The organism is Pantoea sp. Taur (genome assembly GCF_009830025.1).
GTDB lineage: Bacteria > Pseudomonadota > Gammaproteobacteria > Enterobacterales > Enterobacteriaceae > Pantoea > Pantoea communis.
Genome location: NZ_SZZZ01000028.1, coordinates 17,471 through 40,626 on the forward strand (window position 1 = coordinate 17,471; position 23,156 = coordinate 40,626).

General features: G+C 52.9%; 19 protein-coding genes and 1 pseudogene. 11 read left to right on the forward strand and 9 right to left on the reverse strand.

The window, feature by feature from the left end:
* Positions 1–34: 34 nt before the first annotated feature.
* From FD744_RS23420 to mntR, 7 genes and pseudogenes are all read right to left on the reverse strand, one after another.
* A complete protein-coding gene (locus tag FD744_RS23420) occupies positions 35–436 on the reverse strand; it encodes an H-NS family nucleoid-associated regulatory protein (protein ID WP_034820857.1) in 402 nt (133 codons plus the stop codon).
* Positions 437–871: 435 nt separating this feature from the next.
* Positions 872–2,352, reverse strand: a pseudogene (locus FD744_RS23425) (sugar porter family MFS transporter).
* Positions 2,353–2,620: 268 nt separating this feature from the next.
* Positions 2,621–4,138: an efflux transporter outer membrane subunit gene (locus FD744_RS23430; protein ID WP_160869706.1), complete on the reverse strand. Its 1,518-nt coding sequence runs from the start codon at positions 4,136–4,138 to the stop codon at positions 2,621–2,623.
* Between the two features lies 1 nt (position 4,139).
* Complete coding sequence (locus FD744_RS23435) at positions 4,140–5,708, reverse strand: DHA2 family efflux MFS transporter permease subunit (RefSeq protein WP_034820876.1); 1,569 nt, start codon at positions 5,706–5,708, stop codon at positions 4,140–4,142.
* Positions 5,705–6,835 (reverse strand): HlyD family secretion protein, encoded by a 1,131-nt coding sequence (locus FD744_RS23440; protein WP_160869708.1) that lies wholly within the window; start codon positions 6,833–6,835, stop codon positions 5,705–5,707. The genes FD744_RS23435 and FD744_RS23440 overlap by 4 nt, the downstream gene beginning before the upstream one ends.
* Positions 6,836–7,022: 187 nt before the next feature.
* Positions 7,023–8,132, reverse strand: a complete 1,110-nt coding sequence (locus FD744_RS23445; RefSeq protein ID WP_160869710.1) for an SLC13 family permease — start codon at positions 8,130–8,132, stop codon at positions 7,023–7,025.
* Between the two features lie 21 nt (positions 8,133–8,153).
* Entirely contained in the window at positions 8,154–8,612 is a 459-nt protein-coding gene (gene mntR / locus FD744_RS23450; RefSeq protein WP_034820884.1) for a manganese-binding transcriptional regulator MntR, read from the reverse strand.
* A gap of 265 nt (positions 8,613–8,877) precedes the next feature.
* On the opposite strand from mntR, the gene FD744_RS23455 reads away from it, so the two are divergent.
* From FD744_RS23455 to FD744_RS23470, 4 genes are all read left to right on the forward strand, one after another.
* On the forward strand, positions 8,878–9,072 hold the full coding sequence (locus FD744_RS23455) for a hypothetical protein (RefSeq protein ID WP_045814029.1): 195 nt from the start codon (positions 8,878–8,880) through the stop codon (positions 9,070–9,072).
* Between the two features lie 305 nt (positions 9,073–9,377).
* The gene (locus FD744_RS23460) at positions 9,378–10,106 is read left to right on the forward strand and encodes a gluconate 2-dehydrogenase subunit 3 family protein (RefSeq protein ID WP_160869712.1); all 729 of its coding nucleotides are present in this window, start codon (positions 9,378–9,380) and stop codon (positions 10,104–10,106) included.
* Positions 10,106–11,884 (forward strand): GMC family oxidoreductase, encoded by a 1,779-nt coding sequence (locus tag FD744_RS23465; RefSeq protein WP_097119369.1) that lies wholly within the window; start codon positions 10,106–10,108, stop codon positions 11,882–11,884. Before FD744_RS23460 ends, FD744_RS23465 begins: the two co-directional genes overlap by 1 nt.
* Positions 11,884–13,164: a cytochrome c gene (locus FD744_RS23470; protein ID WP_373424451.1), complete on the forward strand. Its 1,281-nt coding sequence runs from the start codon at positions 11,884–11,886 to the stop codon at positions 13,162–13,164. Before FD744_RS23465 ends, FD744_RS23470 begins: the two co-directional genes overlap by 1 nt.
* A gap of 59 nt (positions 13,165–13,223) precedes the next feature.
* Here FD744_RS23470 and ompX read toward each other — a convergent pair whose 3' ends face one another.
* Positions 13,224–13,736, reverse strand: a complete 513-nt coding sequence (gene ompX / locus FD744_RS23475) for an outer membrane protein OmpX (protein ID WP_034820897.1) — start codon at positions 13,734–13,736, stop codon at positions 13,224–13,226.
* Positions 13,737–14,115: 379 nt separating this feature from the next.
* Between ompX and rhtA the strand changes: the two genes are divergently transcribed.
* From rhtA to ybiO, 6 genes are all read left to right on the forward strand, one after another.
* Positions 14,116–15,024 carry a threonine/homoserine exporter RhtA gene (gene rhtA / locus FD744_RS23480; protein WP_160869716.1) on the forward strand — a complete coding sequence of 303 codons (909 nt, stop codon included), beginning with the start codon at positions 14,116–14,118 and terminating at the stop codon, positions 15,022–15,024.
* A gap of 294 nt (positions 15,025–15,318) precedes the next feature.
* On the forward strand, positions 15,319–15,822 hold the full coding sequence (gene dps, locus FD744_RS23485) for a DNA starvation/stationary phase protection protein Dps (protein WP_034820903.1): 504 nt from the start codon (positions 15,319–15,321) through the stop codon (positions 15,820–15,822).
* A gap of 320 nt (positions 15,823–16,142) precedes the next feature.
* Entirely contained in the window at positions 16,143–16,889 is a 747-nt protein-coding gene (glnH, locus tag FD744_RS23490; RefSeq protein WP_058961948.1) for a glutamine ABC transporter substrate-binding protein GlnH, read from the forward strand.
* Between the two features lie 85 nt (positions 16,890–16,974).
* Positions 16,975–17,634 (forward strand): glutamine ABC transporter permease GlnP, encoded by a 660-nt coding sequence (gene glnP / locus FD744_RS23495; RefSeq protein ID WP_038647949.1) that lies wholly within the window; start codon positions 16,975–16,977, stop codon positions 17,632–17,634.
* Positions 17,631–18,353 carry a glutamine ABC transporter ATP-binding protein GlnQ gene (gene glnQ / locus FD744_RS23500; protein ID WP_038647952.1) on the forward strand — a complete coding sequence of 241 codons (723 nt, stop codon included), beginning with the start codon at positions 17,631–17,633 and terminating at the stop codon, positions 18,351–18,353. The genes glnP and glnQ overlap by 4 nt, the downstream gene beginning before the upstream one ends.
* A gap of 162 nt (positions 18,354–18,515) precedes the next feature.
* Entirely contained in the window at positions 18,516–20,750 is a 2,235-nt protein-coding gene (gene ybiO / locus FD744_RS23505) for a mechanosensitive channel protein (protein WP_237449455.1), read from the forward strand.
* Between the two features lie 276 nt (positions 20,751–21,026).
* Here the strand turns inward: ybiO and rlmF are convergent, their stop codons facing one another.
* Complete coding sequence (gene rlmF, locus FD744_RS23510) at positions 21,027–21,953, reverse strand: 23S rRNA (adenine(1618)-N(6))-methyltransferase RlmF (RefSeq protein ID WP_160869720.1); 927 nt, start codon at positions 21,951–21,953, stop codon at positions 21,027–21,029.
* Between the two features lie 235 nt (positions 21,954–22,188).
* Here rlmF and FD744_RS23515 point away from each other — a divergent pair, with 235 nt between their 5' ends.
* Entirely contained in the window at positions 22,189–22,818 is a 630-nt protein-coding gene (locus FD744_RS23515; RefSeq protein WP_160869722.1) for a flavin reductase family protein, read from the forward strand.
* Positions 22,819–23,156 lie beyond the last annotated feature (338 nt).

Sequence of the window (23,156 nt, forward strand, 5' to 3'; positions counted from 1 at the left end):
GGTCTTCGGCTCCCGCTTACAAGGATTGTGTCGATTATTTGATCAGGAAGCTGTCCAGGCTTTTACCAGAGTCCAGCGCTTTCTTAATCGCTGCTGGGGTACGGCCCTGGCCGGTCCATGATTTCTCTTCACCGTTCTCATCGGTGTAAGAATATTTAGCCGGACGCGGTGCACGCTTCGCGCGTTTTTTACCGGTTTCCAGCGCACCCAGCAATTCGTTCGGGTCAATACCGTCAGCCAGCAGCATTTCGCGGTATTTAGACAGCTTTTCTTCTTTCTCGCGATTCTGCGCTTCTTCTGCATGAACTTCGTCGCGGCGCTCAGTCACCACCACGGTTAATTTCTCCAGAATCTCTTCCAGATCGGTCAATGGCAGTTCACGAGCCTGCGCACGTAATGTGCGAATGTTGTTCAAAACTTTAAATGCGTCACTCATCACAAGGTCCTTGCTTAAGGGGGGTTTAAATAAACTGTAGTGGCAAGATTACCCAATTCAAATAAAAAAATAAATTAATTTATGCGGACGGATAATTCCTAACTGATTAACGTATTCACAATTTGAGCGATATCCCCAGCGAGAAGCTTTAATTAACGGTGAATTAACGACAGCACTTTAGTACCACCGACTGGAACTGGTACCGATTTCAGAGGTTATTCCCGGCTGATAAACAAGCATTTAGCGGCTAATGCCTTGCCTGACTGATGTGTGTTAGCAGATTAATGAAGATTAATGTTATGGCCGAAAATCTATTTTCACAGGTGATTATTCTATTTTCACAGTTGAGACCACAATCGCATTTTTAACCTGCCTTATCGATAAAAAGCCAGTGCATGCACCGGCTTTTACCCTCATAAAAAACGTCACCTCAGGTTACAAGATTTTCTTCACAGCGTGCGTCAACTGCGTTTGCGGTTCTTCATTTGACAGCCAGTCGTGCAAATAATGCTCGATCTGTTCCAGTGAACGATTTCGTGTTTCCGGTACAAAGCGAACCACAAAAATGGCTCCCCCTATTCCGATTAGCGCAAAAATAAAGAATGCTCCCGATAAACCCACCGATGCCAACAGGATCGGGAACATCAGCGAGATAAGGAAATTAGCGATCCACATAGCAAACACGGCGCCACCCATAAATATCCCACGCAGACGCGTAGGGAAAATTTCAGACAATAGTAACCAGGTCACGGGTGAGAGTGCACCTTGCTGGAAGCTCAAAACATCAGCATTCCCAGCAACACCATATAACTGCGCAGAACATCAGGTTGACCATTTACCGTCTCCGGCATGAAATAACTGACGGCACCAATAAATACCAGACAGGCGGTACAGCCAAACTGTCCTAACATCGTCATGGTACGGCGCCCAATGCGCCCCAGCAGCCAGATACCGACGAAAGTCATTAATACTGAAATAACACCATTGGCGATGGTGGCAATTAATGCTGCGTTATCGCTCATGCCCACGGCTTTTAACATGGTCGGAGCGTAATACATGATGGTATTCACCCCGGTTAACTGCTGTATGACCGCAATACCCACGCCAATCAAAAATAATTTAAACAGCCAGGGTTGACGAAGTTCACGCAGGCGTGGGCGCGTTTCATGTTGCTCTTCAGCTAAGGTTTCTTCTATTTCCGTGAGTTCCCACTCAACATCTTGTTTAGCTCGCGTGCGTTCCAGCACCTGACGCGCTTCTGCTAACCGCCCTTTCATCGCATACCAACGCGGTGAGTCGGGCATAAACAGCATGCCAAACCACAGCAGCACGGCAGGCACCGTCGCTACCGCCAGCATCCAACGCCAGGTGGTATCACCGCCCCATACCGCGTTAAAACCGGCGTTGGAGATGTAAGCCAACATCTGCCCGGAGACGATCATCAGTTCTTGCATGGTCACTAACTGGCCACGTTTGTTGGCGGGCGCCATCTCCGCGATGTACACCGGGACTGTCGCTGACACGCCCCCCACCGCCACACCCAATACCAGGCGGAAGAAAATCATCCATTCAACGTCAGGTGCTAACGCGGTGCCGATTGCGCCAATGGCGAAAATCACCGCCAGCACCAGAATGATTTTTCTCCGCCCGGCCGCGGCGGCAAAGTGGCCTGATGCCAGGGCACCAAAAGCCGCGCCAAACAGCAGGCTGCTGGTGACCAACCCCGTGGTAAAGGGTGTCAGATGGAGATCGTTGCCCATAAATAACAGTGCGCCAGAAATCACACCGGTGTCATAGCCGAACAGCAACCCCCCTAAGGTGGCAATCATTGCTATCACCTTCACAAAGGGTTCAGTGCGCGTGCTGCTGTTCGGCCCTGATGCTTTGTTGGGGGTAAGGTAGTTTTCCCGCGGCATAATCCACTCCTTAACAGTAAGAGAAGATTTAAAAATAGTTTATTTCAACCAACAGGAATAATTATGAAATTTAAATTTTGCGCTACAGATCATAAACCCCGCATTTACATGCGGAGCAGATCACAAAAAGGGGCTTTACTGCGTGTAAATCGGTGAAGAGTGATCAGAGGGGAATTTGCATTTAGTCCAAAATGAAAACTTTCGTTTCAAAATGGGCGAATTGTGATGCCTGATGCTGGGGCAACCCGCAGACTGCCCCCTTTTACGACTAAGGCACCGTGGTGGCAGGGCCAAACACAGAATATTCCGGCAGATTAACGTTTTGATAAGGTTCCCAGCCGCCGCCCAGCGCTTTGTACAACGCGACTAAATCCAGTGCACTCTGCATTCGTGCCTGTGTCGATTGTGCTTCTGCCTGCGCTAACTGACGCTGTGCGTCCAACACATCCAGGAAGCTGGAAATCCCCTGCTTGTAGCTATCACTGGCGAGATCAAATGCTCTCTGCAATGCGCCAGTGGTTTCATCCAGAGCTGTCACCTGCTGCTGATCGGCGCGATAACTGACCAGGGCATTCTCGACATCCTGCAAGGCGGTCAGCACCGTCTGACGATATTCCAGCGCTGCATTGGCCTGCTGCGCGCGTGCCAGTTTCACGCTGGAGACCAAACGCCCGCCCTGAAAAATCGGAATGGAGAGCGAGGGCCCGATACTGTAGAAATGGCTGCTCCAGTCATCCAGATAGCTGGCATCGGTGTTGCGCACCCCGAGTTGACCCGTCAGTGACAGGCTGGGGAACAGATCCGCCACCGACACGCCAATGTTGGCAGTCTGCGCATGCAGATTGGCTTCCGCCTGGCGAATATCCGGACGTCGTCGCGCCAGCGTGGATGGAATCCCCACCGCCACCATTTTCGGCAACGCCGGTAACGCTTTACTGCTCATCAGCTCGTTATCCAGTGCGCCCGGCGTTTTGCCCAGCAATACCGCTAAACCATTCATGGCCTGACGTTCCTGCGACTGATAGCCCGGCAATTGCGCGTTCAGCGAGGCAAGTTGTGCGCGCGCATTTTCCACATCGGTGAGCGGCGCCATGCCGTTACGCTGCTGGCTTTGCGTCAGTTCCCAGGTTTGCTGCGCCACATCGATTTGCTGCTGCAGCGTATTGAGTACCGCTTGCGCGCCGCGCAATTGCAGATAGGCACGTGCCACTTCTGCTTCGAGTGACACCAGCGCATCATTGCGCTGTTCGATGGCAGCCTGCTGCTGCGCATCTGCGGCTTCCATCTGACGGCGCACTTTGCCCCACAGATCCAGCTCCCAGCTGGCGTCAAAGCTGCCTTGATAAAGGGTGACAGAATGATCGAGGCCGTTCAGTTGATTGGCGACGTCACTGTCCACCTGATCGTAAACTCCGTTGGATTTCAGTATGCCTTTTAGGCCCAACTGCTGACGTGTGACTTTAGCCGAGCCATTGAGTGACGGAAAAAGCCCGCCGCGCGCCTGCGCCAGTTGCTCACGCGCGCCAGCAATGCGCAACACCGACTGCTGCAGGGATAAGTTACCGGCAATGGCGCGTTCAATCAGGCTATCCAGTTGTGGATCATTAAAGCTTTTCCACCACAGAGGGTTGGTGGCCGCCGATTGCGGTTTTGAGACTTCCTGCGACGGCAAATCGCGATAGCTGCCCGGCGTCTGCGCATGGGGTGGCTGATAATCAGGGCCCACAGCGCAACCCGCCAGAAGCAGAGACAGCGCCAGCAAACTCAAGCGCGTAGAGGTGATCATCTTAGTGTGCTCCTGCACTGCCTTCGCTCTTGATCGGCGAAAGCAACCAACAAAATGGAATCAACAGCAAGGCCACAATACTCAGGCCCATAAATACGTCGATGTACGCCAGGATTCGCGCCTGTGCAATCATCTCTTTGTACAGCTGACCGGTCGCCAGCGTTAGGGGATCGCCCACCGCAGACGTAAAGTCGCGAATCGACTGCGCCCAATGCTGCAAAGTGAGATTGAACGGCTCGTTGAGCGGCGTCATGTTATGCACCATACTCGCCGACCGCGCCTGCATACGCTCAGTGATCCCCGCCGTTGCCAGTGAAATACCGATCGATCCCGCCACATTACGGAACATGGTAAACAATGCCGATGCATCCGCATTGAGCCGTTGCGGCACCGTAATAAAAGCAATGGTCGTCAGCGGCACAAACAGGAAACCCAGCCCTATCGATTGCGCACTGCGCATTAATACCAGGGTGGTAAAATCAACATTCGGCGTCAAGGTCGTGGAATAGAAGAAGGCGCTGGCGAGACAGGTAAAACCGAAAGCAATGATGTAGCGTGTTTGCACAATCGGCATCAGCTTCAGCACCAGCGGAATGGTCAGGACGATCAATATCGCACCGGGCGAGAGCACCAGCCCCGACCAGGTCGCGGTATAGCCCAGATCCTGCTGCGCCAGTTGTGGAAGTACCACCGAACTGCCGTACAGAATCATCGCCATGCCTGCCATCAGCAAACCGGCCACCCAGAAGTTACGATCTTTCATGACCGTGATATCTACCACGGGTTTACGCGCATACAGCAGCCAGTAGACGGCGCCGACAATGCCGATCACCGCCAGCATGCAAAACAGGCGAATAAAGTGCGAGGCGAACCAGTCTTCATCTTCACCACGGTCAAGGAACACCTGCAAACAGCCGAGTCCAAGAGTGATCAAGCTGATACCGATGTAATCGATCTTCAGCTTGCCCTTCGCCCATTTACGTTCCCACGGTGGATCTTCCAGCAGTTGATAGATAGCCAGCACCGTTAAAATTCCGACCGGGATGTTAATGAAGAACACCCAGCGCCAGCTGTAGTTATCGGTGATCCAGCCGCCGAGTGTTGGGCCGATAACTGGCGCAACGATAATCGCAATCGAGGAGAGACCAAAAGCTTTGCCACGATCTTCCGCTTTAAAGTAATCGAGGAGCACCGATTGCTGCACCGGCTGCAAACCGCCGCCGAAAAAACCCTGCAACACGCGGAACAGAATGATTTGCCATAGCTCAGTGGCGATACCGCACAGGAACGAGCAGATGGTGAACATGACAATACAGATCAGGAAGAACTGTTTACGCCCAAACAAGCGGCTAAAGAAGGCGGAAATGGGCAACACAATGCCGTTAGCCACCAGATAGGAAGTCAGCACCCAGGTGGATTCGTCGTAACTGGAAGAGAGTGAGCCGGCAATGTGCGGTAGCGCCACGTTAACGATGGTGGTGTCGAGGATCTCCATAAACACCGCCAGCGTCACCGTGATGGCGACCAGCCAGGGATTGCTGGCCGGACGCCAGCTTTCGCTCGCACTCATTCGACGGTGACCTTCGGCTCAACCGACAGGCCCAGTGGCAATGGATGATTCGGATCCAATCCTTTATCGATGACGATTTTCACCGGCACGCGCTGCACAATTTTCACGTAGTTACCGGTGGCGTTTTCAGCCGGGAAGGTGGAGAAACGCGAGCCGGACCCCATCTGCACGCTATCAACGTGCCCTTCCAGCTTCATATCTGGCCAGGCGTCGATACTGATATCCACTTTGTCGCCGGGATTCATCCGCGCCAGCTGGGACTCTTTGAAGTTGGCATTAATCCAGATATCCGGCGACACCAGTGAAAACAGTGCCGTGCCAGCCTGTACCAGCGTACCGACCTGCACGTTGCGCTTGGTGACAAAGCCATCGTACGGGGCGCGCACTTGGGTATAAGAGAGATTCAGTTCGGCGGTATTGAGCTGAGCCTGCGCCTGCTCAACCTGCTGCTGACGCGCTTCTACGTTGGTTTCCTGCTGACGAATCTGTAATTGCACCTGCGAAGCCACTTCGACCTGCGCTTTGGCGCTTTGCAGTTGTGCTTCAGCGGATCGCAGCTGCGCGGCTGCGGTATCGATGTTGCGTTGTGACGTCGCGCGCGGATCCACGCCGCGCTGACGACGATAGTCCGCCTGCGCATTCAAAAGATTCGCCTGCGCTTTGGCTTGATCGGCTAACGCCTGATCGCGCTGCGCAGGATACTGCACGCGTGACAGCGCTAACTGTGCCTGCGCCTGATGCAGTTGCGCCTGAGCCAGGCCAAGCTGGGCTTTAGCCTGATCGCGTTGGGCACTGGTATCGCGTGGGTCGATCTCCACCAGCAAATCGCCCTGCTTCACCCGCTGGTTATCTTTCACCAGCAGTTTCACCACATAACCGGCCGCTTTCGGTGCGATGGTCACGGCATCACCTTCGGTAAAGGCATCATCCGTGGTTTCAATGTTGCGCGTGGTAAACCAGAACCACAGGCCCACCAACAGCATGATCACGACCACGATGGCGAGAATGACCAGTGGCTTTTTGCCGGGGCGTTTACGTTGTGGTTCGTTATTGTCTTGACTGGAGTCTGAAGCGTGCTGCGCATCCTGCTGCTCGCGTGCGGGCGGCTGATTGTGGTTATCACTCATAGGTTATCATCGCTGGCTGTGATCCCGATCCACGGGCAAAAACGGTCAACTTAACCTTAGATCGAAAATTGACAAATGCCAGTACAACTTTACACAAGCCAACAATCAACGCATTTTCTGCCACTGAGTGCGATAACGCGCTGAATAATCAGCGCGTCAGCTCATCGGGCAGAACAAAATGGCAGGCTTAGTGTAGCCAGCGCAACAGCAACCAGCCACACAGCATCGACCACGCCAGCATGGGTAAAGAAAACAGGTGAAAGCGCCACCAGACTTTGCTGTCTTGCGCCATACGCAGCGCAATCAGGTTAGCCAATGAACCCGGCAGCAAGCCAAATCCACCAATGTTGACGGCCCAGGCGAGCGCCTCTGTAGGCGGCACTTTTTGCAGCAACAGGATGGTGGCCGGCACATTGCTGATGACCTGTGAAAGACCGATCGCCAGCAAATATACTCCCCCTTCGCTTAAATGACCTATCGCGGCGAAATAGGGTTGCAGCAGGGGAAGACGCATCAGTAAAAACACATCGATGAACATCGCGACAAATACCAGCAACAAGCTCCAGTCAATACTGATCAATACGCTGCGCGCCATGATCAGGAAGCAGCCTGCCACCAATAACAGTGCCCATCCGGTCATTTTCAGTTCTAAAGCCACAATAAACACCAGATAGAGCAGCACACTGATGATAAACAACGGTTTTTGCCATTGATGCGCTTCGCTTTGCGCATGTTTCTGGATGGTTCGTTTGGGAAAACTCCACCAGGTGAGCGCCATCAGGCTGATCATTAATACTGCAGCCAGCGGCGCCATTTGCAGGATAAATCCCGGTACGCTGAGCGTACCGTGGCTCCATAACAGAATATTTTGCGGATTGCCCACCGGGGTCAACAGCGATCCGGCATTCACCGCCAGCGCTTCAAAAATGATCAGTCGGGAAATCGGCAGACGTGAGAATTTGCGCAGCGTCAGCGTCAGCGGCACCAGAATAAAAAGTGCCACATCGTTGGTGAGAAAAGTGGAAAGCAGCGCCGCAGCACAGACCATAAACAGCGCCAGCGTGCGCTCATGTTGAAAGCGCTGGACCAGACGTGCGCCGAGCACATCAAAATAGCCGCTGTTTTCCAGCCCTTTGGTCAACATCAATAGCCCGGTGAGCGTCATGATAGTGTGCCAGTCAACGGCGGCAGGCAATTGCGACCAACGATACTCCGCCAGCGGCAATAAAATCACACCCAACAGCAACAGCAAATGCAAAATACGATCACGCATTAAGGAACGCAGCACGATGGGCATGATGGCGGAAGGCCTTGTAGGTTAGCGACTCTCGTAAAACTTCTGGAAGACGGCGAGGGTTTCATCACTGACGTGATGTTCCAGGCCTTCAGAATCCCGGCGGGCAGTTTCCGGGCTGACACCTAACGCCAGCAGGAAAGTTTCAACAATATGGTGACGTACGCGGCTCGCTTCAGCCAGCTTTTCACCTTCAGGCGTCAGAAACACACCGCGATAAGGAACCTGTTCCACCAGACCGGTGGTGCCTAAACGCTTCAACATTTTTGCCACGGTGGGCTGTGAAACGCCGAGGCGCGCGGCCATATCGACCTGGCGGGCTTCACCAAATTCACGAATCAAATCAGAGATTAACTCTACGTAGTCATCAATAAGTTCACGTCGATGCGCTTCGCGCACCTGGCGAAATCCTTCGACATGCTCCTCTATATCTTTAAGCGGCCCCTGGGGCGTATTGGTGGCGCTCTTTGCACGACGACTCATTCAGCTTCCTCTTTATTATCTGCCGCACTTTACCTGCGGTGCGGGCCTGGCTGCGCTCATTGTAAACCAGGCACAAATAAGCACAAATTTTTCCTAAATAGTGTTGGCTAAAGAGTATAGCCAGTGCTATCTTTGTTCGTAATGTAAGCGAATAGCTTATATAGGAGGCAACGATGAACGCACCCTATCTGCTGCTACTCCTTTTCCTGCTGTTTATCGCAGGTTTGTGCTTACTGTTACGTCGTTATTCATTCGGGAGGTGAACATGACCACCATGAAAAACTGCCTCGACTGTGGCAAATGCTTCCAGGTTGAGCAAAGCAAACCGGCTTTTGAGCTGAAATCGCTGCTGTGCCTGTTTAAACGCTCGCCTTTTGCCCTGCGTCTGATGCTGATTGAAAAGCTGACCGGCAAACAGCTGACCGAGCGCCCTTGCCCAAATCTGATCTGGCGCGGCTGATTCATCCATAAATTCCTTCTCAGGATCCGTTTTCTCAACGGATCCTTTGCACGATCTCACATTTTGTTACCTTTTTAGTCCCACTCTTCCTGTTGTTATTGAACAAATTCTAAACCCTTGCGCTCTCTGTGGCTGAATCGCTTCAGGCGCTGACATAACTTTACCTTCAACAACGCTTAAACGATTAGGCTGCTAACTTTTAGCTTGCAACCTATTGTGACGTCTGATTAATCTCCTCATAACAAAAAATTACATACTTATAACAAAATCAACCCAGGGTGGGTTTTTCGTAAGGAAGATTAGCAATGTCACTTAAAAAGCCTGAAGAGCAACCATCGGGCAGGAGACGATTTTTACAAAAATCGCTCTCGCTCATTCCCCTCGCCGCCGCAGCCAGTACCGGTGTGGTGTCACTCTCCTCCCCCGCTGCCGACAAGCCGCAAGGCGTGTTATCCGACTATGTTCCCGCTTACTTCAACGATAAAGAGTGGAAATTTCTGCTCGCCGCGCTGGATCGCCTGATCCCTGCCGATGCCAATGGTCCTGGCGCCGTCAGTGAAGGTGTACAGGTGTTTATCGATAAGCAGATGGAATTGCCCTACGGCTATGGTCGCTTGTGGTACATGCAAGGCCCGTTCGCCGATTCGATTCCGGAAATGGGTTACCAATCCCATCTGGTGCCACGCGATACCTATCGGTTAGGCATCGCCTTAGCTGACCAGCACTGTCAGCAGCAGTACCAAAAAGATTTTTATCAACTGGAAACGGCGCAACAGGAAGAGGTTTTGCGTGCGCTGGAAGCCGACAAACTGCATAACGATGCCATTCACGGCAAGCTGTTTTTCGAGCAACTGCTGGAGAACACCAAAGAGGGTTATCTCGCCGATCCGATTCACGGCGGCAACCAAACGCTGGCCTCGTGGAAAATGATTGGTTTTCCCGGTGCACGTGCGGATTTCGTCGATACCGTACAGCAGCCTAATAAACCCTACCCTCTTGGCCCAGTCAGCATTTCCAGTAAAAGGAGCGTGTAATGGCGGCAGTAAAAAAAGCGCCCGTCGATGTGGTCATCGTCGGGTTCGGCTGGACCGGTTCGCTCATGGCGATGGAACTGGCCAGTTCTGGTTTGAATATTGTGGCACTGGAGCGCGGCGAAAATCGCGATACCTACCCCGACTTCTCCTATCCGCGTATTGCCGATGAACTGACTTACGGCATTCGTTTAAAACTGTTCCAAAACGCCTCGAAAGAGACCGTGACGGTTCGTCACACCACGCAGGAAACCGCGCTGCCTTATCGCCGCTTCGGTTCCTTCCTGCCCGGTGATGGTGTGGGCGGCGCCGGTACCCACTGGAACGGTCAGCTGTGGCGTCCGCTGGAAGCGGACTTAAAAATGCGCAGCACAGTCATCGAAAAATACGGTGCTGACTTCATCCCTAAAGACATGACGGTGCAGGATTACCCCTTCTCTTATGCCGAGATGGAGCCCTATTTCGATAAGTTTGAGAAAATTTGCGGCGCGGCCGGTCAGGTCGGTAACCTCAACGGTGAAACCGTCGAAGGCGGTAACCCGTTCGAATCTCCTCGTAAAAATGGCTATCCCACCAAACCGTTAAAAACGCTGTATGCCGGCGAATTATTCTCTAAAGCCGCAAAGCAACTGGGCTATCACCCCTTTGAGTGCCCTGCAGCCAACACCACCGAACCCTGGACCAACCCTTACAACGTGCAACTTGGCGTGTGTAACTACTGCGGTTATTGCGAACGCTTCGGCTGTTTCAACTACTCCAAAGGCTCACCGCAAAGCTGTGTTATCCCTGCTCTGAAGCCGTTTAGTAACTTTGAGTTGCGCACGCAGGCGCACGTGATTCGTGTCAATACCGACAGCAGCGGTAAAAAAGCCACTGGCGTCACCTATATCGATGCGCAAGGTAATGAAGTCGAGCAACCGGCTGACCTGGTGATCCTTAGTGCCTTCCAGTTGCACAATGTGCGCTTACTGCTGTTGTCAAAAATCGGTAAGCCATACGATCCACAAACCGGTGACGGCGTGGTGGGCAGAAACTATGCCTACCAGATGACCGGCGGTATCAAGCTGTTCTATGACAACGACAATTGGTTCAATCCATTTGCCGCCACGGGTGCCACCTCCACCGTTATCGATGATTTCAATGCGGAAAACTTCGATCACAGCAAAGTCGGCTTTGTTGGCGGTGCCACCATTTCTGCGGCCTTCTCCGGTGGACGTCCTATCCAGCAGATGGGCATCCCTAAAGATGCGCCGCGTTGGGGTTCCGGCTGGAAACAGGCCATCAAAGATAATTATCTGCACAACATGAACGTCGGCTCGTCAGGTTCAGTGATGCCGTATAAGCAGTGCTATCTCGACCTTGATCCTACGTACCGTGATATCTACGGCCAACCGTTACTGCGTATGACCTTTGACTGGCAGCAGAATGAACTGAAGATGACCAACTTCATCAAAGATAAGGCCGAGGAGATCGTCAAGGTGATGAATCCTAAGCACTATGAAGTGGGCTTCAAAACGCTCAACAGCCATTACGATGTCCGCCCTTACCAATCAACGCACACCACCGGTGGTGCAGTGATGGGCGACGATCCGCGTACCAGCGTGGTGAATAAGTTCCTGCAAAGCTGGGATGTACCGAACGTATTCGTTACGGGCGCATGCTGCTTCCCGCAAAACCTGGCATACAACCCAACCGGGATTGTCTGTGCCACCGCATTATTCGCGGCGGATGCGATTCGCAACCGCTATCTGGCTAACCCTGGTCCGCTGGTTCAGGCCTGATAAGGAGCGTTATAGTGAAATTATCCGCACTCTTTTTCGCTCTCGGCGGCGCACTGATCAGCCACGCCGCATCGGCCGCGACCGATGCCTCGGTTAAGCAAGGCGAGTATCTGGCCAAAGCGGGCGATTGTGCCGCATGCCATACCGCAGCAGGCGGGCAACCTTTCGCCGGTGGGCTCAAAATGAGCACGCCGATTGGTGCCATATACTCCACCAACATCACGCCAGATAAAACGCACGGCATTGGCGACTACAGCTACGACGACTTCGTCAAAGCGGTACGTGGCGGTGTGGCGAAAGACGGCAGCTCGCTCTACCCCGCCATGCCGTTCCCGTCGTATGCCAAAATCAGCGACAGCGATATGCACGCGTTGTATGACTACTTTATGCAGGGTGTGAAACCGGTGAGTCAGGAGAATCGCAAAAGTGATATCCCCTGGCCGCTCAGCATGCGTTGGCCGCTGGCGTTTTGGCGCTGGACCTTTGCCGATGACAGCACTTACGCTCCTGTAGCCGGTCAATCGGCACAGTGGCAACGCGGTGCTTATCTGGTGCAGGGGCTTGGCCACTGTGGCTCATGCCATACGCCTCGTGGCATCGGCTTCCAGGAGAAAGCCATGGATCAGAACAGCAAAGGCTATCTGACCGGCGGCACACTGGAAGGCTGGCATGCGCCAGATCTGACCGCCAGCCCGGCAGCGGGTTTGGGCAGTTGGTCTGAGCAAGATATCGCCACCTTCCTGAAAACCGGCGCGAATAAGCAAGGCGCTGCCTTTGGTTCGATGACGGATGTGATCGCGCACAGTACCCAGTATCTCAGTGATGAAGATCTGAATGCGATTGCCGTTTATCTGAAGTCTTTACCGGCTGCGGATAACACCGCTGCACCACAGGCCAGCGATGCGACGTCGCAAGCGCTGTTCAAAGGGGATGTCAGCCAGCCAGGCGCGCAGGTGTACGTGGATAACTGCGCTGCCTGCCATCGTACGGACGGTAAAGGCTATGCCAGTACCTTCCCGGCGCTGGCACACAATCCGGCCTTGTTGAGTGAAGACCCGTCATCAGTGATCAGTGTGATTCTGAAAGGCGGCCAGCGTGCGATTACGCAACAGGCACCGACCGGTTTCACCATGCCAGATTTCGCCTGGCGCCTGGATGATCAGCAGGTCGCTGATGTCGCTAACTTTATTCGCAATGGATGGGGTAACAAAGCGGCACCGGTAACGGCCGATCAGGTGAAGAAGATCCGCGCCACGCTTCCTCCCGCCCCGCAAAAGTAAGCATAAAAAAACGGCCCGAAAAGGGCCGTTTCTTGTGCAACTCTGGTCTAAGCAAAAACTTAGAAGCTGTAGCCTACGCCAGCAATCCAGGTGCCTACGTCTACGCTACGGATACGGCTCTGCTCGTAACCCACGTCAACAGCAACGTTCTGGATTGGGTTGAACTGCATGCCTGCGCCGTAGGAGAAACCGTAATCGCTGGTGTCAGATTTAGACTGTGCAGCAGCGTCATTCGCCTGGTATTTACCGTAACCGATACCGACCACGCCGTAGATGCTTGCCCAGTCGTTCAGACGGTAAGCAGGACCACCGGTGATGCCGTAATACTGGCCTTTGTTGTAAACGCCAGCGTCAGTGCGGTCTTTTTCGGTGTAGGTGAAAGAACCGATCCAACCCAGTGGGTTAGTACCATCTTCGTAACGGTATTTCAGGTTGAAGCCGTTTGCTTTGTTAGCAACGCCCTGATAATCGCTCTGCGCGTAACCAGCAGAAACGGTGCTCTGCGCCATGGCTGAACCTGCTGAAACTGCCAGTACACAAGCCAGTGCTGAAAGACATGCAATTTTTTTCATAAACCACCTCAAATGTGAATATACTTCTCTCCTGACAACGCTGAAAATATAACAAAAATTAGCAAGAAACTCTGCCCGCTATTTGTTGTCTAACAGATTGTTTGGTGTAACAGAAAGTTAATGAAGTTTCCTATGTCATTCATTTTACTTATAAAAAGTGTCATCTTCCTGCAAGAATATTTCGGGCTGCAAATAATGCCTTTAAGGATATTCCTAAACTAACCTGACATTTCTTTACTTAAATGGTCCGGAAAACGGTTATTTCCCAGGCTGTCACCGCATTTATTTTCCCTCTTACACACCTCCTTATTTCCTGTAGATTCCTTTACACTGGCGTTTTGTTGCTGTGTTGTTAATCACTACAGGATTGAATTACAGGATGTCTACGCCTCAGACAAACGCCAAAATGGCCCCGGTTTTGTTGCCGGTTGCCGTGCTACTGATTGCCATGCTCTCGCTTCAGGGCGGTGCTTCCCTGGCAAAATCACTGTTTCCTACCGTAGGGGCTCCGGGCATCACCGCATTGCGTCTCGGACTGGGCACCCTGATTCTGTGCATCATCTTTAAGCCGTGGCGCCTTCGTTTCACTCCTGCACAGCGCAAACCGCTCTTGATGTACGGTCTGGCGCTCGGTTGTATGAACTATCTCTTCTATTTATCCATTCGCACCGTGCCGCTGGGCGTTGCCGTTGGCCTGGAGTTTCTTGGCCCCTTAACCCTGGCATTGGCCGGTGCGCGACGTCCGCTCGATTTCCTCTGGGTGCTTCTGGCGGTCACCGGTTTGTGGTTTCTGCTGCCGATTGGTGATGGCATCAGCCATATTGATCCGCTGGGTGCGCTGTTAGCGGTGGGAGCCGGTGCCTGTTGGGCGGTCTATATCCTGGCGGGGCAACGTGCCGGTGCGGAGCATGGTCCAGCAACCGTTGCCATGGGATCGTTGATTGCTTCGGTGATCTTTGTTCCGCTTGGATTAACCTTTGCGGCACCCGGCATCTGGCACTGGGAAATTCTGCCCCTGGCGCTGATTATCGCCCTGCTCTCCAGTGCGATTCCTTATTCACTGGAGATGATGGCCCTGACCCGTCTGCCCGCTCGCATTTTTGGCACGCTGATGAGCCTGGAACCCGCGATGGCAGCGCTTTCTGGGATGTTGTTCCTCGGGGAATTACTGACGCTGAAGCAGTGGGTTGCGCTGCTGGCCATTATTGCCGCTTCGGCGGGTTCGACACTCACCATGAAACAGAAGAGTGCCAAAATAAGCGAAGTGGATATTAATAACCCGCAATAAATAATGCCAAATTCAGCATGTTAAGCTGCAGGCTGAATATATAAGCATTCTCATTCCCTTTTTTTCATCGCAGGCTTCCTCTTTGTTATTATTTTGCAACATCATTGAAAAATAATTAACACTAAGCATAACCACCTGTTATAAAAGACAAATAAATTAAACGCTCAAATCCCGCACAACATTAAGGTTTATCTATTCCTGTCATCGGTTTAAACAATCCGGCACAGCAGAAAACTGCTGCTATACTTATTTCCGTGCTTGATTAGGACAACCATCAATTAGAGGACATTAATGATGAGTACCGCAAAACTGGTTAAAACTAAATCGTCTGATCTCATTTACACCCGTAATGATGTTGCTGATAGCGATAAGAAAGCGACCATCGAGGTGCTCAACCGTCTGGTAGTGGAATACATTGACCTGTCACTGATCACCAAACAGGCGCACTGGAACATGCGCGGCGCCAACTTTATTGCAGTACACGAAATGCTGGATGGCTTCCGTACTGCCATTACCGATCATCAGGACACCATTGCAGAGCGTGTTGTACAGCTCGGCGGCGTGGCGCTGGGTACTACCCAGATCGTCAACGATAAGACGCCATTGAAAAGCTATCCGCTTAACATCCATACCGTTCAGGATCACCTGAAGGCGCTGGCCGATCGTTACGCGATTGTCGCGAACGATACGCGTAAGGCCATCAGTGAAGTCAGTGATGAAGACACTGCAGACATTTTCACGGCGGCATCGCGTGATTTGGATAAATTCCTGTGGTTTATCGAATCCAACATTGAATAATGCACGTTACAGCGAAGGCGGGTTATCCCGCCTTTTTTTATATCTGTAACATTTTGGTGCTTTTTTTGACGTCGTTAACAAAATCTTAATCCTGCCTTTCCCTTGCTCAGCCCTTGGTGCACACTGTGCCTGCACCACAACAGCACGATGCACTATTTTGGTGATCCATATTAGTGCAGACTTTTCGACTACAGCAAAATCGCTTCAGCCAGGCCCTGCATCCTGCTGATTTCGAGCAAAATGAAAAGTTGGCATAATTTTTTCATATGAATAGCCGTACATCAGGCCATCAGGTCTGAAGGGTAATAAGGAAAATAATGATGAAGTCTTTGATTAAAGTCTCCGTGGCCGCGCTGGCGCTGGCCTTCTCGCTTTCTTCCACTGCAGCAGATAAGAAACTGGTTGTTGCAACCGACACCGCATTCGTTCCTTTTGAATTCAAACAGGGCAACGATTACGTTGGTTTCGATATCGACCTGTGGGCCGCTATCGCCAAAGAACTGAAGCTGGACTACACCCTGAAGCCAATGGATTTCAGCGGCATTATCCCAGCACTGCAAACCAAAAACGTTGACGTGGCTCTGGCCGGCATCACCATTACCGACGAGCGCAAAAAAGCCATCGACTTCTCTGACGGCTACTACAAAAGTGGTCTGTTGGTGATGGTGCGTGAGAACGAAAACAACATCAAAGGCATCGACGATCTGAACGGCAAAGTGGTTGCGGTGAAGAGCGGTACCGGTTCTGTTGATTACGCAAAAGCGCACATCAAGTCTAAAGATCTGCGTCAGTTCCCGAACATCGACAACGCCTACATGGAGTTGGGCACCAACCGTGCTGACGCCGTGCTGCACGACACGCCAAACATCCTGTACTTCATCCACACCGCCGGTAAAGGTCGCTTCAAAGCGGTTGGCGAGTCTATCGAAGCTCAGCAGTATGGTATCGCCCTGCCAAAAGGCAGCGATGACCTGCGTAACCAGATTAATGGCGCGCTGAAAACCCTGCGCGACAACGGCACGTACAACACAATTTATAAAAAATGGTTCGGCAGCGAGCCAAAATAATTCCGGCCTAAGCCGATTTTTCCAGCAGGGAGCTTAGTCTCCCTGCTTTTTACATTTCCATTGCAACAGATTTTGGAGTTACACCATGGAGTTTGACTGGAGCGTCATTTGGCCAGCCCTGCCGATTTTGATCGAAGGCGCCAAAATGACCCTGATAATTTCCGTACTCGGCTTAATTGGCGGGTTAATCATTGGTTTAGTCGCCGGTTTCGCGCGCGCGTACGGCGGATGGATCGCCAATAATATCGCGCTGGTGTTTATCGAGCTGATCCGCGGTACACCAATCGTGGTGCAGGTGATGTTTATTTACTTCGCCTTACCGATGGCCTTCCCGGACCTGCGTATCGATCCGTTTACCGCCGCCGTGGTCACCATCATGATTAACTCCGGTGCCTATATCGCGGAAATCACGCGTGGTGCCGTGCTGTCGATCAACAAAGGCTTCCGTGAAGCAGGTCTGGCGCTGGGTCTTTCCCGCCGTGAAACCTTGCGTTACGTCATCATGCCGTTGGCACTGCGTCGTATGCTGCCACCGCTCGGTAACCAGTGGATCGTGAGTATCAAAGATACCTCGCTGTTTATCGTGATCGGCGTGGCGGAACTGACCCGTCAGGGCCAGGAAATCATCGCCGGAAACTTCCGCGCGCTGGAGATCTGGAGTGCCGTTGCGATTATCTATTTGGTTATTACGTTGGTGTTGAGCTTTGTACTGCGCCGTATTGAGAAGAAGGTGAAAATCCTGTGATTGAATTTAAAAACGTCTCTAAAAACTTCGGCCAGACCAAAGTCCTGCATGACATCAACCTGAAGATCAATCAGGGCGAAGTGGTGGTGATTATCGGGCCATCTGGCTCAGGTAAATCGACCCTGCTGCGCTGCATCAACAAGCTGGAAGAGATCACTACCGGTGACCTGATCGTTGATGGCATGAAAGTTAACGATCCTAAAGTCGATGAGCGTCTGATTCGTCAGGAAGCGGGCATGGTATTCCAGCAGTTCCATCTGTTCCCGCAGATGAGTGCGCTGGATAACGTGGCTTTCGGCCCGATTCGCGTGCGCGGTGCGAAGAAGGACGACGCACAGAAACTGGCACGTGAACTGTTGGGTAAAGTCGGCCTCGCCGAGCGTGCGCACCACTTCCCTGCCGAACTGTCCGGTGGTCAGCAGCAGCGTGTTGCCATCGCTCGTGCGCTGGCGGTGAAACCGAAGATGATGCTGTTTGATGAGCCAACCTCTGCACTCGATCCAGAACTGCGCCATGAAGTGCTCAAGGTGATGCAGGATCTGGCCGAAGAAGGCATGACGATGGTCATCGTAACGCACGAAGTGGGCTTTGCTCAGAAAGTGGCTTCGCGCCTGATCTTCATTGATAAAGGCACCATCGCGGAAGATGGCAACCCGGATGAGTTGATCACCAACCCACCGAGCGATCGTCTGCGCGAGTTCCTGCAGCACGTGTCATAAATGACGAGGCGGCTGTAAAGCCGCCTCTTCTTCCGTAAAGAAATTTCCTTTCAGAATCTTCACCTTCCATCACTGACTATACTTTTTCTCTTGTGCCGTTGTGCGTTGCTCAAGGAGAAGGTCATGTCGTTTGCCCGCCCATCATGGTGCCTGACCATATGGATGCTGATCTGTCTGTTACTCGTTCCCAACGCAAACGCGGTCAATCTACCGCAGGCCGCCGTCGCCGCTCAGCAAACGTCAACGCCCGCTGCCAGCACCACCGCTGCAGGTGAACCTACACTGGAAGATAAAAAAGCCGCTTATGCCGCGCTGGCCAATATTCTGGAGAATAACGATTCGCGTCAGGAACTGATCGATCAACTTCGTCAGGCCGCCACCAGCAAAGCCAATAATGAACAGCCGGTATTGGCTCCACCGCAGGCCGATCAGGAAGATCCCACGGTACTGGAGAGCGTCACCAACGTTACACGCGAATACGGAGGCGCCGTTGCCTCGCAATTTGTTCGTTTGCACGACAACATCGTTAACGCGCCGCACAAATCCTTTAATCAGCAAACCTTCTTCAATGCACTGAAGTATTTCGCCGGGCTCGCCGCTGCCGTTTTTGCTTTCTACTGGTTCACGCGGCTGTTGATGTATCCCGTGTGGCAGCGCATGGGTCGCTGGGGGCGCAATCATAATCTGGATCGCACCAAGTGGCTGCATCTGCCTGCCACCATTATCGTGGCCTTTCTTCTCGACTTAGTGCTTCTGGCGCTGACGCTGTTTGTTGGTCAGATCATCAGTGACAACTACCACAACAACAACCGCACCATTGCCTATCAGCAGGGGCTATTCCTCAATGCCTTCGCGTTGATTGAGTTTTTCAAAGCGGTGTTGCGATTGATATTCTGCCCACGCTTCCCCACCCTGCGCTTCTTTCATCTTTCCGATGTGCGTGCCGCTTACTGGAACACGCGTCTTAGCTGGCTCAGCGGCATTATCGGTTATGGCTTACTGGTGGTGGTACCGATCGTCGGCAATCAGGTCAATATGCAAATCGCTGCGTTGGTGAATGTGTTGATCATGTGCATTATGACCGGCTGGGCGCTATGGCTGATTTTCCGCAACCGACGCAACATCCACGACGAGTTGTCGCGTTTGGCCGATCGCAGTATGAGCTTCTTTGCCTTATTTATCCGCGCCTTCGGTATGGTATGGCATTGGCTGGCGAGCGCCTACTTTATCGCGCTGTTCTTGTTCTCTATCTTCAATCCGGGTGACAGTCTGAAGTTTATGATGTCGGCCACGGTGCGCAGCATGGCGATTATTGTTATCGCCGCGCTGATTTCCGGCATGCTAACGCGCTGGATTGGCAAAACGCTGACGCTGTCGCCGGATCTGCGCCGTAACTATCCGGAACTGCAAAAACGCGTCAATGATTGGGTCAAAGCGCTGCTAAAACTGGCGCGTGTGATCACCGTGTTCGCCACGCTATTGCTGCTGCTCAACGCCTGGAATCTGTTTGATCTCTGGCACTGGCTCACGATGGGAGCCGGGCAGAAAATGGTGGATGTGCTGATTCGTATCGTGATGATTTTGCTGCTCTCCGCCATCGGCTGGACGCTGCTGGCCAGCCTGATCGAAAGCCGTCTGGCTTCGGATTCACACGGAAGGCCGATGCCCAGCGCACGTACGCGCACCTTACTGACGCTATTCCGTAATGCGCTGGCGGTGGTGATCAGCACCATCACCATTATGATTCTGCTGTCAGAAGTGGGTGTTAACATCGCGCCGCTGCTGGCGGGTGCCGGGGCGCTCGGTCTGGCGGTGTCTTTCGGTTCGCAAACACTGGTGAAGGATATTATCACCGGTATCTTTATTCAGTTTGAGAACGGCATGAACACCGGCGATTTGGTGACCATTGGCCCGATCACTGGCACGGTGGAGCGCATGTCAATTCGCTCCGTCGGCGTGCGTCAGGATACCGGCGCATATCACATCATTCCGTGGTCTTCGATCACCACTTTCGCCAACTTTGTACGCGGTATTGGCTCGTTTGTCGCCAACTATGATGTAGACCGCAGTGAAGACACCGAGCGTGTGAATGCGACCTTACAGGCAGCGGTGAAAGAGTTGCTTGAGAATCCGGATATTCGCGGCATGGTGATTGGCGAACCGAGTTTTTCCGGACTAGTGGGCCTGACCAACCAGTCCTTTACCGTGCGCGTGTCGTTCACCACCCAACCGCTGAAGCAGTGGACAGTGCGTTTTGCGCTGGATGACAAGGTGAAGAAGCATTTTGATGCTGCAGGGATTAAAGCGCCGCATCAGACGGTGGAAGTGATGCAGACCGGCAACGATGTGGGTTCCGCGGCCACGCTGGCAGCGCTGCCGCCGCCCAATCCATCATAAAAACACGTTGGTTGAAACCTTAGGACACCGGATTAAACGCTTACATTCGCGGGCTAAGACTCGCCCCTGCATCCGAACACATGCAGGCTGCAGCCTTTAACCGTCAGTCTCAACGCGAGAACTCAAGTGGGATATTTCCAGTGCTCGCCTCAATGTTCAACCGATGTGGACTAGGGTCTTGAGTCCGTACGATTCAGCACAAGTATTTAAATGAGCGATCCCGAATTCGCACCCACTAACGACACAATGTGGAATGTGGCCTCAGGATTCGCTGGTTCAGCGCGCGAAGCGTTTAGTGCGCGCGGCTGGCGGCAGGAATGTCCAGGCGATAAAGCGGCTCTGTTTCTGCCCCTGTGCCATCTCGATGATGCGCACTTCCTCAACCTCGAGGTCGCGCAACTGATCGCGCAACGCAGGCAGGTTCTCTTTGCGCGAAACCAGTGAGGTAAACCAGACAATGCGATCGGCATAGGCCACGCTTTCATCGATCATCTTACCCACGAACTGGCGCTCGCCGCCCTCGCACCACAGCTCCTTGTGTTGACCGCCAAAGTTGAGCGGTGCATTTTTACCTAAGCCCAGATTGCGCGTTTTACGCTGACCGACCATTGCCGCTTCCTGCGCCGAACCATGGAACGGTGGATTGCAGAGCACCGCATGATAGCGTTCATTTTTGTGCACCACACCGGCGAAAATGGCGGACTCGTCTTTCTGACGACGCAGACGCACGCCGCGCTGCAAGCCGGGATTGCTCGCGACAATCTGGTTTGCCGCCGTGATGGCTTCCGCCGTAATATCGGTGCCGGTAAAGCGCCAGCCGTACTCCGCATGCCCGATCAATGGATAAATAAGATTTGCCCCGCAACCGATATCCATCACATCGACATCGCGTGGCACTTTGCCGCCGTTGTCACTGGCCAGCAAATCTGCGAGCGCATGCACATAGTCAGCACGGCCCGGTACGGGTGGCGTCAGGTAGCCTTCCGGTAGCTGCCAGTTCAGGTTATAAAACAGCTTAATCAGTGCCTGATTGAGTAGCATTACCGCTTCAGGATCGGCAAAATCCACCGACAGCTCGCCGTAGCCATTAGGACGTACTTTCACCGCCAGCGGCGGATGAGCCGCGGTCAGAGCAGCAAAATCATAACGGCCCTGATGGCGATTACGGGGATGGAATGGCGAGGTGGCGGTTGGCTTGTTCATAGATTCTCCGGATAGTAGCGCGGGCGTAAGATACGCTGGATGGCGGCATCGCACAATCCGCTTACACGATTATCTGTATTGCATTTAAACCTAATATCCCAAAATTGATTCCAAAATAATTCGTGCTACAGCAAGGCTGTCGTGATGGTCATCCGCTAGCGTTTCCTGATGATTGCGACAGGAATGCCATGACAGCGTTGCGGTGCGAAGTTTAACAGACGAGCCAGGAGCGCTAATGCGACAACGTCATACTTATCAGCCAAGGAGCGGGCATGGTTTGCCACACGATCCGCTGAACGCCATTGTTGGTCCTCGCCCGATTGGCTGGGTGAGTTCGCAGAGCGCCAGTGGCCAGCGCAACCTGGCCCCGTACAGTTTCTTTAACTGCTTTAACTATCATCCGCCGATTATTGGTTTTGCCAGTAGCGGCTGGAAAGACAGTGTACGCAATATCAGTGAAAGCAAAGAATTCGTCTGGAATCTGGCTACTCGCCCGCTCGCCGAAGCGATGAATGAAAGCTCGGCTTCTGTGCCGCCTGAACAAGATGAGTTCGCACTCGCGGGATTGACACCCATCGCTGCCTCGCACGTAAACGTCAGTATGGTGGCAGAGAGCCCGGTGAATTTTGAGTGCCGCCTGACCCAGCTAATTCGCCTGCAGGATGTGCAAGGCACTGAACTGGAGAGTTGGCTGGTGTTGGGAGAAGTGGTGGCAATTCATATTGATGAGACGCTGCTGGAAGATGGCATTTATCAGACCGCCAAGGCACAGCCTATTCTGCGAGCCGGCGGCCCATCGGCGTATTACGGCATCAGTGAGGATTTGCGGTTTGATTTGGTACGCCCGGATGCGCGCCGCGGTTAAATTGTGAGGGTTGGCGGTTGCGGTTGGACTGCGGGTGTTTGGATTGCGGGCTGAAATGCGGGTTGGCTTAAAACCGAGTTAATGCTGGCAGGGGGCGCAGGGGGGCTGGCGTCCTCGCGCCGCTGACGCGGTACCCTTACTTCGTTCTTCTGCCCCACGGAACGGCGGGGGATGGCACATCCCTGTGCCGCCCCGCCTTCCGCCCGCGTCCTTGTATCTTGAATCCTGCAGTAGGTGATGGTTAGCTACCTTCACCTGAAACAGGGTGAATCTGACGCGTCCATTAAGGTAAGACCTTGTCCCGCAGCTTAGCTCCCCTGTTTCACCTTTCACGCCAG

Coding starts and splice junctions, on each gene's coding strand:
- FD744_RS23420 (WP_034820857.1), bottom strand. CDS start 436: ATGAGTGACGCATTTAAAGTTTTGAACAACATTCGCACATTACGTGCG.
- FD744_RS23430 (WP_160869706.1), bottom strand. CDS start 4,138: ATGATCACCTCTACGCGCTTGAGTTTGCTGGCGCTGTCTCTGCTTCTG.
- FD744_RS23435 (WP_034820876.1), bottom strand. CDS start 5,708: ATGAGTGCGAGCGAAAGCTGGCGTCCGGCCAGCAATCCCTGGCTGGTC.
- FD744_RS23440 (WP_160869708.1), bottom strand. CDS start 6,835: ATGAGTGATAACCACAATCAGCCGCCCGCACGCGAGCAGCAGGATGCG.
- FD744_RS23445 (WP_160869710.1), bottom strand. CDS start 8,132: ATGCCCATCGTGCTGCGTTCCTTAATGCGTGATCGTATTTTGCATTTG.
- mntR (WP_034820884.1), bottom strand. CDS start 8,612: ATGAGTCGTCGTGCAAAGAGCGCCACCAATACGCCCCAGGGGCCGCTT.
- FD744_RS23455 (WP_045814029.1), top strand. CDS start 8,878: ATGACCACCATGAAAAACTGCCTCGACTGTGGCAAATGCTTCCAGGTT.
- FD744_RS23460 (WP_160869712.1), top strand. CDS start 9,378: ATGTCACTTAAAAAGCCTGAAGAGCAACCATCGGGCAGGAGACGATTT.
- FD744_RS23465 (WP_097119369.1), top strand. CDS start 10,106: ATGGCGGCAGTAAAAAAAGCGCCCGTCGATGTGGTCATCGTCGGGTTC.
- ompX (WP_034820897.1), bottom strand. CDS start 13,736: ATGAAAAAAATTGCATGTCTTTCAGCACTGGCTTGTGTACTGGCAGTT.
- rhtA (WP_160869716.1), top strand. CDS start 14,116: ATGTCTACGCCTCAGACAAACGCCAAAATGGCCCCGGTTTTGTTGCCG.
- dps (WP_034820903.1), top strand. CDS start 15,319: ATGAGTACCGCAAAACTGGTTAAAACTAAATCGTCTGATCTCATTTAC.
- glnH (WP_058961948.1), top strand. CDS start 16,143: ATGAAGTCTTTGATTAAAGTCTCCGTGGCCGCGCTGGCGCTGGCCTTC.
- glnP (WP_038647949.1), top strand. CDS start 16,975: ATGGAGTTTGACTGGAGCGTCATTTGGCCAGCCCTGCCGATTTTGATC.
- ybiO (WP_237449455.1), top strand. CDS start 18,516: ATGCTGATCTGTCTGTTACTCGTTCCCAACGCAAACGCGGTCAATCTA.
- rlmF (WP_160869720.1), bottom strand. CDS start 21,953: ATGAACAAGCCAACCGCCACCTCGCCATTCCATCCCCGTAATCGCCAT.
- FD744_RS23515 (WP_160869722.1), top strand. CDS start 22,189: ATGCGACAACGTCATACTTATCAGCCAAGGAGCGGGCATGGTTTGCCA.